This is a genomic window from Granulicella cerasi (assembly GCF_025685575.1).
Classification (GTDB): Bacteria; Acidobacteriota; Terriglobia; order Terriglobales; family Acidobacteriaceae; genus Granulicella; species Granulicella cerasi.
The window spans coordinates 348649-360642 of the sequence record NZ_JAGSYD010000003.1 but is presented as its reverse complement, the minus strand read 5'-3'; the positions used below and the strand labels follow the sequence as shown (position 1 = coordinate 360642).

At 62.3% G+C, this 11994-nt stretch carries 9 protein-coding genes; 7 read left to right on the top strand and 2 right to left on the bottom strand.

The window, feature by feature from the left end; translation table 11 throughout:
* Positions 1–10: 10 nt before the first annotated feature.
* Positions 11–1531 (bottom strand): sugar transferase, encoded by a 1521-nt coding sequence (locus tag OHL11_RS11145; protein ID WP_263371581.1) that lies wholly within the window; start codon positions 1529–1531, stop codon positions 11–13.
* Positions 1532–1869: 338 nt separating this feature from the next.
* Between OHL11_RS11145 and OHL11_RS11140 the strand changes: the two genes are divergently transcribed.
* From OHL11_RS11140 to OHL11_RS11110, 7 genes are all read left to right on the top strand, one after another.
* Positions 1870–3975, top strand: coding sequence for an exopolysaccharide transport family protein (locus OHL11_RS11140; RefSeq protein WP_263371580.1), 2106 nt, complete (start codon positions 1870–1872; stop codon positions 3973–3975).
* A 76-nt stretch (positions 3976–4051) separates the two neighbouring features.
* Positions 4052–4771 carry a polysaccharide biosynthesis/export family protein gene (locus tag OHL11_RS11135; RefSeq protein ID WP_263371579.1) on the top strand — a complete coding sequence of 240 codons (720 nt, stop codon included), beginning with the start codon at positions 4052–4054 and terminating at the stop codon, positions 4769–4771.
* Positions 4772–4826: 55 nt separating this feature from the next.
* Complete coding sequence (locus OHL11_RS17235; RefSeq protein ID WP_317890647.1) at positions 4827–6080, top strand: glycosyltransferase family 4 protein; 1254 nt, start codon at positions 4827–4829, stop codon at positions 6078–6080.
* The gene (locus OHL11_RS11125) at positions 6077–7399 is read left to right on the top strand and encodes a lipopolysaccharide biosynthesis protein (RefSeq protein WP_263371578.1); all 1323 of its coding nucleotides are present in this window, start codon (positions 6077–6079) and stop codon (positions 7397–7399) included. Before OHL11_RS17235 ends, OHL11_RS11125 begins: the two co-directional genes overlap by 4 nt.
* The gene (locus OHL11_RS11120) at positions 7396–8850 is read left to right on the top strand and encodes an O-antigen ligase family protein (protein ID WP_263371577.1); all 1455 of its coding nucleotides are present in this window, start codon (positions 7396–7398) and stop codon (positions 8848–8850) included. Before OHL11_RS11125 ends, OHL11_RS11120 begins: the two co-directional genes overlap by 4 nt.
* Positions 8847–9821, top strand: a complete 975-nt coding sequence (locus OHL11_RS11115; RefSeq protein WP_263371576.1) for a glycosyltransferase family 2 protein — start codon at positions 8847–8849, stop codon at positions 9819–9821. The genes OHL11_RS11120 and OHL11_RS11115 overlap by 4 nt, the downstream gene beginning before the upstream one ends.
* A complete protein-coding gene (locus tag OHL11_RS11110; RefSeq protein ID WP_263371575.1) occupies positions 9821–10906 on the top strand; it encodes a glycoside hydrolase family 26 protein in 1086 nt (361 codons plus the stop codon). Before OHL11_RS11115 ends, OHL11_RS11110 begins: the two co-directional genes overlap by 1 nt.
* On the opposite strand, the gene OHL11_RS11105 is transcribed toward OHL11_RS11110, so the two are convergent.
* Complete coding sequence (locus tag OHL11_RS11105) at positions 10903–11907, bottom strand: glycosyltransferase family 2 protein (RefSeq protein WP_263371574.1); 1005 nt, start codon at positions 11905–11907, stop codon at positions 10903–10905. The two genes, OHL11_RS11110 and OHL11_RS11105, sit on opposite strands and share 4 nt — an antisense overlap.
* Positions 11908–11994: the final 87 nt, after the last annotated feature.

Below are 11994 nucleotides of genomic sequence, written 5' to 3'. Positions count from 1 at the left end.
TCTGCCGAGCCTAGTACGCGCCCGAGCCGCGCAGCACCGCGCTGAGCGTGCGCGCGAGGATCTTCGTGTCGAGCAGAAGGCTCCAGCGGTCGATGTAGCGAAGATCGAGCTGGATGGTCTGCTCGAAGTTTGTGTTCGAACGACCCGAGACCTGCCACAGACCGGTGATGCCGGGCTTCACCGAGAAGCGGCGCGTGGCGTCGAGTTCGCTGAAGCGTTCGACGTCGCGGTTGGGCAGGGGGCGCGGACCGACGAGGCTCATGTGGCCGAAGAGCACGTTGAGCAGCTGCGGCAACTCGTCCAGCGAAGTACGGCGCAGCAGGCGGCCAACGCGAGTGATGCGCGGATCGTTGCGCATCTTGAACATCGGGCCGTCGTTCTCGTTCTTCGCTTCGAGGTTCACCATCTGCGCCTCTGCGTCGACGACCATGGAGCGAAACTTGAACATGCCGAAGGTGCGCTTGTTGCGGCCGTAGCGTTTCTGGATGAAGAAGACCGGTCCCTTGCTCTCAAGACGGATCGCAAGCGCGACGACCGCGAAGACCGGCGCGAGCAGCAGGATGCCGATGGCTGCGGCGGACCGGTCGAAGGCTTCCTTCAGGTAGAGGCGGTGATCGTCGTGCACCATCTCCACGACCTGCGAGCCGGTCGCGTGGTCATAGGTCTGATGCTTCGCCACGGTCGTGTTCACGAAGTCCGCGTTGTACTGGGTGGTGACGCCTGCGCGACCGCAGATCGAGATGACTTCCTGAATCTCATCGAAGCGGCTCTTGACGGGCAGGGCGATCAGCACTTCGTCGATGGGCTGCTGCATCAGCAGGCGCTCGAGGTCGGAGACTCCGCCGAGAACGGGAGCGACGCCAGCGCAGCCGGGCTGCGGATCGGAGTCCACGAAGCCGGTGAGTTGGTAGCGATACTCGGGGTGCGAGGCCAGCGCCATGGTCATGGAGCGCGCGCGGCCACCGGTGCCGATGACGAGCAGGTTGCGCGGCTCGCGGCGCGAGGGGCGGACGTACTCGTCGTAGGTGACGTAGGCCATGCGCACCGCAAACATCAGCGTCATGCCCGCGAACCAGAAGACGCCTGCGGAGCGAGCGGCCTCGACGAAGCTGTGCAGTTCAAAGCGGAAGACCGCGAGCGCGACGACAGCGCAGAAGCTCATCGCCATCGGAACGCGCCAGAGAAATGCGCCGGGGGTGCGATTGAGACGCGGCTCATACATGCCGCTCATCCAGAAGACCGCCTTCCAGGCGGCGAAGAGCATGGCGGCGATGGTGAGCGAGCCGACCGAGAAACGGACCTGAAAGAGGTGGGCAAACGAGAAGGCATTGCCTGCGTCAGAGGCCAGTAGCGCCAGCATCAGGGCGATGGCGAGAGATGCAAGGTCAGCAACGCGGGCGGCAGACGAACACATGCGACGCACCAGCGATGCCGGAGATTGAGGGCTGTACCAGGACCACGACGAAGCGGCCGCTTGTTCTGCGGCAAGGCCTGCGGGGATCGTGATGGGAGACGTGGTTTGCGCGTGCACTCAACTCACCTGATTTCCATCAAGCAAATGCCTTTCGGCTCGGTTGCTTGGATTTTTACAGCGATCGTGACGTTAGAACATCATGTTTCGGTGGCGAGTTCATCGTACAAACCGGTGAGTGTCGTAGCGCGAAGGGGTCATGACCTTTGGTAACTTGTTGATTTGGTTACCCTGTTGTGATTGTAGTCAATGATCCATCGTCCTGTATTATTCCCTGTTTTTGCAGGGTTTTGTTGGAGTAATTTCCTCGCTAGGCAATAACCACGTTGATACACTTGGCTGGACAGCCCCACTGATTCTCAGGTAGGCCGCATGGAGAGGCGGCACAGCACTTTCTTATGACCGGACTCACGCCGCCGAAGTTGCGCCAGATGGTTACCGAAGCTGTCTTCCGCCGGAAGACGGTGTTTTGGCGTGTTTTTCTGGTGGTTTTCGGCTTGGCGCTGCTGGCGAGCTTCGCGATTCCAAAGCGATATGTGTCTGAGGCGCGCCTGATGGTGCAGCCGGTTCGAGCGACCGGGCCGCTAACGACGACGCCGACGGATCGTTTGGTGGCAGCAAATCAGGTTTCGCCCGAGGAGATCAATAGCGAGGTCTCGCTGCTGCAAAGCCAGGGCGTGGCCCGCCGGGCGCTGGGCCAGAGCCTGACCGCGCCGCAGTCGCGCAGCGAGGAGCAGGACGCGCAGACGCTGGAGCGGCACCTGACCGTGGACGCCGTCCACCAGACGAACCTGATCCATGTGGAGATGGTGGGCAAGAGCCCGGCTGACGCGACCGCCACCTTGCGCCGGGTGCTGAACGCGTACTTCGAGGAGCGCGGCGGCAGCGGGATTTCGAGCGGCGCGGCGGGGTTCTTCGATCGCCAGGCGGCAGCGAAGAACCAGCAGATCGCCGATGACCAGCAGAAGTTGACGCAGTTCGAGGTGGACCACGGCATCGCTGATCTGGACGAGCAGAAGAAGCTGCAGGTGGAAAGCATCTCCGGTCTGCAGGCGCAGATGCGCGGGGCAGAGGCGCAGCTTGCCGCACAGCGCAGCCGGACGGCAGCGAACAAGCGCGAGTTGAGCCTGACGCCGGCGCGTTCGCGCACGGTGGAGCGCACGGCGACGAACCAGTACTCGCAGGAGCGGCTGGGCACGAGCCTTGTGGACCTGGAGAACCGCCGTACGGAGCTGATGAAGCGCTATCCGCCAACCGACCGGCAGGTTGTTGAGGCCAACGAGAAGATCGCAACGACGCGTGCGGCGATCGCGCAGGCGGGTGAGAACCCGGCGGCGGAGACGACGACGGATGTCAACCCGGTGTATCAGCAGCTGAGCTCCGCGGTGGCGCTTTCGCAGGGCGAGGCAAGTGCGGAATCCGCGCAGGTGGCGGAGATTCGCGCGCAGATGAAGTCGGCGCAAGGACGTCTGGAAGAGTTGGAGCAGGCGACGGCGGAGTACAACGAGCTGAAGCGGCAGCTGGCGCAGGCGCAGGCGGACTTCACGCTCTATGCGCAGCGTCGCGATGAGGCCCGCATCTCCGAAGCGCTCGACAAGGCGCGGATGTTCAACGTGTCGCTGGCAGAGGCTCCGATGGCTTCAAGTCTGCCGGTGCGCCCGAAGCCGGTCGTTTATATGGCGGCGGGAACGGTGGCGGCGTTGCTGCTGGGCATCCTGGCCGCTTTGTACGCGGACACGGTGGGTGAGCAGGTCTATAACCCTTCGCAGTTGGACCAGCGCACGGGGATGCGGACGATCGCCACGCTGGCCGAGGAAGACGGTGGCGTCTCCGAGGCGAACCGGCTGGAGTACCAGCGGATTCTGCTGGCGATTCGGCAGGGGCTGGAGTCTCGCCTGGATGTGCAGGGCGGCGGGCGCTCCGGACACACGGCGGCGGAGCAGGACGGATCGCTGGCGGGGTACTGCGTGGCGTTCGTTTCTGCGCTACGCGGAGAGGGTTCTTCGCACCTGGCCACGCAGTTGGCCAGCGAGGCGAGCCGTGAGCGCTTCCACAAGGTGGCCGTTCTGGACGCGCGTCTCCTGCTGCGGAAGTTTGAGACGGAAGAGGACCTGACGTTCGCTGTTCGACATGATGAGGAGCGCGGTTTCTGGGTGCTCGACATCGCTGAACCTGGGCTGAGCGTTGGTGCGGGAGAGACGACCGCCGCGACGAGCCTGCACAAGACGTTCTCGTCGCGTCTGCGGCCGATGCTGATCGAAGCGCGTCGGGAGTTCGACTTCATCTTCATCGACTGCCCGAGCCTGCAGGATTCGACGCTGGCGCCTGAACTGGCGCGCACCATTGACGGCTATGTGGCGGTGGTGGGCGCGGGCTATGCGCGCAAGCAGAATATCGAGGGCATGAACGCGGCGCTCACCGGCATCACGGCTCCGCTGCTGGGCTGGGTACTGACGCGACGGACGTATCCAGTGCCGCGGTGGATCTACGGGCTGATCGGCTAGTCTGTTGGACCCGCACAAGACAGGTGTGCCTAAGTAGGTTCTTTCCACGAACGTGGCACTGCGCGATGCTGGACGGGTGAGAACTCTCTCGATTCTTCGCGGGTTGGTGGCGTGCTTCGTCTCCGTAAGCTTGCCGACGCTGGCGCAGCAGCGCGGAGCGGGCAGCGCGCTGACGGGAGTGCACAACACTGCGGCGATGACGAGTCCAGCCGAGAGTGCAGGGGAGTACACGCTGCATGAAGGCGATACGGTCGACGTCGTCTTCCGCTACACTCCTGAGTTCAATGACGAAGCTGTGGTGGGGCCTGATGGCCGCGTGGTGCTGAAGAGCACCGGGCCGATTCAGGCGGCCGGACTGACGCTGAATGCGTTGCAGCAGAACATCGAGCATGGCTCGACCTCGAAGCTGGTGAACCCGGATGTGGCGGTGCTGTTGAAGGATTTCGATCGGCCACATGTGACGATCGCCGGCGAAGTGAACACGCCGGGGCGACAGGATCTGCGCAAGCCGACGACGGCGATGCAGGCGATCATGGCTGCGGGCGGACCGAAGGAGATCGCGGCGATGGGGCGTGTGGTGCTCTTCCGCCGCATCAACGCGGATACGAGCGAAGTGCATGTGTTGAAGCTAAGCCACTACGACCGCACGACGATGGCAAAGAACGATATGGTGCTGCAGCCGGATGATGCGATCCTCGTGGGGCATGATCATCTGGAGAGCATCGGCCGCTTTGTGAAGACGATGAATCTCGGCGTGTATCTGCAGCCGTTGAACGGCTATTCGATCGTCCGTTGATGCAACGCGCGCCGATACGCGCCGCAAGCTTTGCCGTAGAGAAGAGAACGCAAGCGTGAAAATCCTGCTGATGGCGTATGAGTGCAGTCCGTACCGCGGCTCCGAGTGGGCCGTGGGCTGGGGTCGTTTGCTACAGGCTGCGCGCGTAGCGGAGGTGCACGTCGTCACGAGCGAAGAGAACTTCAAGGCACTGCAGCAAGCAACGCGTGAAGGCTTTCTGCCTGCGAATGTGCGTCTGCATACACCGCCGCCAGATGATCGCTTACGGCGCAAAGATCCTCACGCAGGCATGTTCGCCTATGACTATGCGGCGTATCACCACTGGCAGCGTCTCGCGCAGAAGTTGATCGTGCAGTTGCACTGGGAGCAGCGGTTCGACATCGTGCATCAGGTGACGGTGAACACGTTTCGCGAGCCAGGTTACGGCTGGAAGCTGGACGCGCCGTTTCTCTGGGGACCTGTGGGCGGCTCGCAGAACTTTCCGCGCAGCTTCCTGTCGATGCTTCCGTGGAAGGAAGCGGCGAAGGAGTTCCTCCGCGGAGTGGTGAACGAGTGGACGCTGCGCCGCAATCGGCGTGTGCTGGCGGCGGCGCATGGAGCGAAGGTGGTGTTGGCCTCGAATTCGACGAATCAGCGCGACTATGAACGCGCGTGGCATCGGCCGGTAGAGCTGTTGCTGGAGACGGGCCTCACTGCGGTGCAGGAGCCTGATCGTGCGCGCTTTGCGCAGCGTGTTGCCGGAGAGGCTCGACCGCTAGAGCTGCTGTGGAGTGGCGAGTTGCAAACACGGAAGGCGTTGCCGATCCTGCTGCGTGCGTTGGCGAAGACGAATATGCCGTTTCGGTTGACGGTGCTTGGCGACGGCCCGATGCGGTCGTTGTGGGAAGCAGAAGCGCAAAAGCTGAAGCTGGAGGATCGTGTATTTTTTCGCGGGCGCTTGCCGTTTGCGGAGGCCGTCGCTGCGATGCAGCAGGCCGATGTGTTTTGCTTCACGAGCCTGCGCGACACGAGCGGCAACGTGGTGCTGGAGGCGTTGGCCGCCGGTGTGCCGGTCGTGTGCTTCGACCACCAGGGCGTGGGCGATATCGTCACGCAGGCGTGCGGCATCAAGATCGCGGTGAGCAACCCACGCGAAGCTGTGGAGGCCTGGCGAGACGCGTTGGAGCGCTTGTATCAGCAGCCAGAGGTAATGCTGGCGATGAGTTTTGCCGCCACCGAACGCGCGCGAGACTTTTTGTGGAAGCGCAACGGTGACTACGTCAACGCGCTATACCGCCAGCTTTCGCAACGTGAGAACATGGGCGCATGACGCAACTGCCCGAAGCTGGCATCGGCCTTGAAGCCGATGAGGTTTTGCTGTCCGCTCCGCAGAGCGGGTGGCAGCGGCTGCGTGCGATGGCGGGAGCGCGAGCGGGATATGCGCTGTGCGATCAGGTCATCTATAGCTTCGGCAATATGGTCGTGGCCGCGCTGCTGAGCCGTCACACGGCGTCGCGCGAATTTGGAATTTACATCCTCACGCAACGCAGCATGGATGTATTGATTCAACTCTGCAACGTGTTCCTCTGGGCGCCGTTCACGTTCCATCTGCCCGGCACTGCAGAGGAGCGCAGAACACGCTACTACGGCAGCCTGATTCTGCAGCAGGTGATCGCGTGCGTACTGGCGGCGCTGTTGTTGTGGGGGCTTGGCATCTGGTCGAATGCGTCGGCGCACGTGCTGTATCGCGACACCTTTGCGCCGTTGGCACTGGCGAGCATTGGCATTCTCTTTCGTGAGTTCACGCGGCGCGCGTACTTCTCGTACATGCGCTTCAAGGCTGCGTTCTGGACCGATGTCGCCACCGTCGGGTTGCAGATTGCAGGCGTAGAGTGGCTGTACTATCGCCATGCGCTCGACGTACCGCATACGTTGTGGGCGTTGTCGCTCGGAGCCATCGTGGTGTCGCTGTACTGGCTCGCGACGGAGTGGAAGTCATTCACGGTTCGTCTGCAGGAAGTAGTGGCCGACTTCGCGCACAACTTCCGGCTGGGACGCTGGTTGCTGGGATCGAACATGGTCTTTATGGTGAGTTCGCAGTGCAACCCGTGGGTGATCGGTTCGGTGATGGGCGGCGCGAGTGTGGGCGCGTATACGAAGTGCGAGAGCGTTGTGAACATCCCGCGCGTGGCATTGACGAGTCTGCAGAACACGCTGGGACCGGTGCTCGCGCGGGAGTATCACGCGGGCGGCAAGGCCGCTTTGCGTCGCGCGGTGACTCGCTTCGATCGTCTGCTGTTGTTGGGCGCAGTCGCCTTCTCCGTGGGCATCGTCGCGCTGGGGCCTTGGGTGGCGGAGTTCATCTTCAAGGGTGCGCCGGCGAATGCGCGCAGCATTCTCGTGCTGCTGGCGTTGAACTTCATCGCGTTTGCGATGACGATGTCGCAGAGCTATGCGTTGACGGCGATCGATCGCGCAGGCCTGACCTTCTATGCAAATGTGATCGGCATGTTGGTGCAAGCGGTGGTGATCCTCTGGCTGGTGCGCGCTTATCATTTGCCTGGCGCCGCCGCAGCGCTTGCGATCGGCAGCGTAGTGGTTGTGATCGTGCGACAAATTTTCTATAGCCGCGAAATGAGGCGCGCATGAGCGTCGCGGCTGGATGGATGGCTGCCGCAGGCAGCGAGCGACTGCGCGTGGAGCTGGGGCGTGCAGCGCTCCGCGTGCGCTTGCTGAAGCTGCTTTGTATGATCGCGTTTGCTGTCGCGTTCTGGTACTCGGTCCCGTATGTATTGCCGTTCGTACCGGGTAATTCGTTGGACCGTGCAGCGTCTGCAGCGAACGATGCGCAGGCGGGCAATCTGAGTCGTCAGATTGCGATGCCACTGGTCGGAGTGCTCTCAGTTTTCCTGTTGTGGCGCCTACCGAAGCGAGGCCGCGTCGGTGGCCGGATGGCCTACTTCGTCATCGCGTACATTGTGTGGGCCGTGATGAGCGTGGCTTGGAGCGAGAGCCCGGCGCTTTCAGCGAAGCGCATCGTTGTCTTTCTGCTGAACCTTCTTTTCGCGTACATGGTGGCGCGCGTTTTCTCCACGATGGAGCTGGCGTTGATGGGCTTCATGGCCACCGGCAGCGTCGCAGCGCTCGCGGTTTACAGTGATGTCGTGATGCAGCGCATCTTCTCGCCATCGAATGCGGAGTACCGCTTTCAAGGCGTGACGACGGCGAACTTTCAGGCGATGAGTCTCTGCGTGTTGCTCTTCTGCATCGCCGCATTGATGGACCGCAAACCTTCATGGACAGGGCGTTTGAGCGCGATGGCTGTGATCGCGTGGGGGCTCCTGTTCATGACGCGATCGCGTATGAGCTTTGTGCTCGGTACGGTGATGGTCTTCTTCATGCTGGTGCGCCATGCGCGTACGCGCTGGTCGGCAGCGTCTCGCGCGATGATCGTGGTCGCTGCTGTGGCTGTGGTGTTACCCGCGCTGATTTATGTGGCAGTGAGCAAGGGGAGTCGCGCGGTGCAGACGGCGTTCATGCTGGGGCGTGATGATACGCAGAATACTGCGAGCCTTTCTAACCGTATGCCGCTGTGGCAGGAGCTGAGCGAAAGCATTGCGGAGAAGCCTTTGCTGGGCTTTGGCTATGAAGCGTTCTGGAACGCCGACCGCGTGGCGCGCATCTCTGCGGACCAGGGTTGGACGGTGCCTCATGCGCACAACAGTTATCTCGACCAGGTGCTTTCGCTGGGTGTGGTGGGCGCGTTCTTCTATGCGATGGTCTTGTGGTGGGCGTGTGCCGCGGCGTGGCGGCGTTATCGCGCGAGCCGCGATGCGGGCGCGCTGCTGATCGCTGTGCTGCTCACTTGGCTTGCGTTGGAAGGACTCACGGAGTCTGCGCCGATTGATGCGTATCTGCCAACATTGTTGGCCTATGCGTGCGTGATGAAGATGTGTCTCGTAGCAGGTTCGGAGAAGGATGCGGATGCCTTTGTGGGCGAACAGGAGTTCGTCACAACGCTGACGCCTGCGGACCTGGAGCGTCTGCCTGCCGAGCAACACGCAGAGGCGACGAAGCTTCTGGCGGGAGGTCGCGCATGAGCGTCATCACCGAGTTGCCGCCGTTCTGTTCCGACGTGGAAGCGGGCCTGGTGTCTGTGGTGATCCCGACGTATCGGCGGCCGCAGGAGGTACTGCGCGCGGTAGAGACGGCGCTGGCGCAGACGTATCGCGCTCTTGAGGTGATCGTTGTTTCCGATGGTGTTCACGCGGAGACTCGCGCGATCCTCGAAGGCATGGATTCGCGTTTGCGCTATTACGAGTTGGCGCAGAACAGCGGGCCTGCCGAAGCGCGCAACGTTGCGGTACGCCTGAGTTGCGGGGAATGGATCGCGTTCCTCGACGATGATGACGAGATGATGCCGACGAAGATTGAGCATCAGATGCGCCTCGCAGATCGTGCTCAACCGAAGCGCATGATCGCTTGCCGCGTTGTCTATCGGCACGGCGTTCGCGATGACATCCATCCGGAGCGACCGATCGGCGCTGATGAAGATGTGGCCGATTACATTCTGCTGCGGCCAGGGTTGCTGTCGCGGCCTGGAGTGCTTTCGCTGCAATCGATGCTGATGCATCGCAGCCTCGTGCAGCAGGTGCCGTTTACCTCTCACCGCGACCATGAGGATTGGGCGTGGCTGTTGGAAGCATGGCATCTCGCGGGCGCGCGTGTTGAGTTCGTGTGGGACACGCTGGCGCTTTACAACATCGACACTGAAGGCGTCTCACGCTCGCGGCGCATGAACTGGCAGGATTCGCTGGCATGGCTGCAGCAGTATCGTGCGTGGATTGGGGGCCGCGCAGCGGCGTCGTTTCTCAGCACGAAGGTTGCGTTGAAGGCGAAGCGGGCGGGCGACTGGAGCGGGTTGCGTGCGATCTATCGCGAGATGCGGGTTTCGTCGCCGGGCATGTTGGAGTGGGCTTTCTTCATCGGCATCGCGATGATGCCGAACGCGCTGCTTCATGCTGCGTGGAAGCGTTCGTTGCAGGCAAATGCGGCGGAGGCGCAGCCGTGATGCGGCGTGTGCTTGTGCTGCTTGCGGTCCTCGCGCTCGTAGCTGCGGCGTGGCTGTGGCACACGCGTCGCGATGCTTCGCGCGATGCGGCTGCAGCGGAGCGTCTTGCGGTGGCGAAGGCCGTGCCGCGTGCGTTCTATGGTCGCCGGCTGGAGCCGGGCTCGAACGTGATCCTGCACGGCGCGGGGCAGAGCGATGAAGGCTCATTCAACAACTACACTGCGGCGTTGAGCCCAGCGCGCCCGATGTTGACGATGAAGTATGTAGATCTGCGCGATGATCTTGCGGCATTCTTCGCTCGCACAAAGACGGAGCTGGAAGCTCATCATGAGTTCCTCGTGCCGCAGATCGGGCTCTCGCTGAACAAAGGCAATGCGGCGACGCACTATGAAGCCGAGACCGCACGCGGTGTGGATGATACTCGTCTCGCGGCGCTCTGTGCGGGGATTCGTTCGCTGGACCGGCCCGTGTTCTTACGCGTGGGATACGAGTTCAACGGCGCGTGGAATGGCTACGAAGCGGCAGCGTATCGTGCCTCGTTTATGCATATTGCTGCGGCGATGCATAGCTGCTCGCCGCAGATAGCGATGGTGTGGAACTGGTCACCTCGCGCGGAGTTGGATACGCAAAGCGGCAGGGATGACGCTGCTACGGCTCGAGCGCGCTGGCAGCAATACTACCCCGGCGATGCGTCGGTGGATTGGTGGTCGCTCGATCTCTTCGAGCCGGAGGAGATTGCTGCGGCGGTCACACGAGCGTTCCTTGACGATGCGGATCGAGCACACTTCCCGGTGATGGTTGGCGAATCAACGCCGCGCGCGGCCTCCGTGCGTGGTGGGCAAGCGAGTGTGGATGCGTGGTTCGCACCTTACTTCGGCTTGTTGCGTTCCTCACGTGGCATCAAGGCGTTCTGCTACATCGACTGGGATTGGGCACAGTACCCGCAGTGGGCCGAGTGGGGCGATGGTCGCCTCGAAGACAACGATGTGGTGTTGAGCTTCTACCGTTCCCAGGTGGTTGGGCAGTCGCTGTATGCGAATGCGAGCGATCGCGCGCAGACGTTGTCGTTGTTGCGCGTGCGTTAGCGTCGCGTCGGATCGTCGCGCTCGCCATGCCTCATGCGGAAGTCCATACGCGAGCGTAGAGCATCGCGACGAGCGCCGCGCGATACGGTCGCACGCGTGAAGCCGAGGGTATACAGCAGGCTCAGGCGCGCATCTGTTGCGTTCAACTGTCTTCGCGTGATCCTGGCTGCGATGAGCTGAGGAAGATCACGCAATAAGCCCAGCATGCTGCGCGAGAGGATCGTGGCCCACGCGCGCGTGGCGGGCTCTCGCAGTTCGGTGATGCGCGCTTCGGCTACGCCGATTCGCATGGCTGTCTGCTCGATGCTGGCGATGCTGGTGCGGCGCTCGGGAATAACGTGATGCGCGATGGCGGAGGGTTCAAGCCAGAGGCAAAAATCAGCATTGCGTGCGCGGAGAAAGAAGTCGGTGTCCTCGCCACCTTCGGTGAAGCGTTCATCGTAACCACCGAGTGAGAGAAACATTTCGCGCCGCATGAGCGCGTTGTTGGTGGCGGGGAGTTGACGTTGCGGATAGATCCGCGTGCTGCCGCCGGGGAGGGTCTCGCCGAGCAGGCGTCGCGCGCGCGTGCCGTAGTGTGCGGCGATGTGCGGTGCTGGCAAGCGAAGCAGCGTTGAGCCACCTACGCAGTCTGCATCATGCTGCAGCGCGCAGCGATAGAGCTGTACGAGCCAGTCAGGCTCGGCGATTTCATCATCGTCGAAACTGGCAAGCCAGGTGCCCGCAGCATTGCTCGCGGCCAGGTTACGTGCTGCAGCCACGCCGCGCTTTTCGCCGCGCAGCAAGCGCATAGGGAAGCGTGCATGCTGTGCGAGTTCTGCGAGCATCTCGGCCGTGTTGTCCGTGGATTGATCATCGACGATGACCATCTCGATCTTCACATCGTCGAGGTCCTGCTGCGCAAACAGCGACGCTAACGCTTCGCGCAGTTGCGGTGCGCGCGAGCACGTGGCCATAACGATGCTGATGTCGGCGCGTGTTGTGTCGGACGATGAGATCATGTGCGGATATCGCTGCACACAGAATATCTCTCTCGAACTCGTCGTGTTCAGAGAGGTTGATTTGGGTATGCTTGTGGTCAAGGCTCC

Excerpts from the sequence above, each read along its gene's own strand:
- OHL11_RS11120 (WP_263371577.1), top strand. The coding sequence starts at position 7,396 with ATGAGCGTCGCGGCTGGATGGATGGCTGCCGCAGGCAGCGAGCGACTG.
- OHL11_RS11105 (WP_263371574.1), bottom strand. The coding sequence starts at position 11,907 with ATGATCTCATCGTCCGACACAACACGCGCCGACATCAGCATCGTTATG.
- OHL11_RS11115 (WP_263371576.1), top strand. The coding sequence starts at position 8,847 with ATGAGCGTCATCACCGAGTTGCCGCCGTTCTGTTCCGACGTGGAAGCG.
- OHL11_RS11140 (WP_263371580.1), top strand. The coding sequence starts at position 1,870 with ATGACCGGACTCACGCCGCCGAAGTTGCGCCAGATGGTTACCGAAGCT.
- OHL11_RS11110 (WP_263371575.1), top strand. The coding sequence starts at position 9,821 with ATGCGGCGTGTGCTTGTGCTGCTTGCGGTCCTCGCGCTCGTAGCTGCG.
- OHL11_RS11125 (WP_263371578.1), top strand. The coding sequence starts at position 6,077 with ATGACGCAACTGCCCGAAGCTGGCATCGGCCTTGAAGCCGATGAGGTT.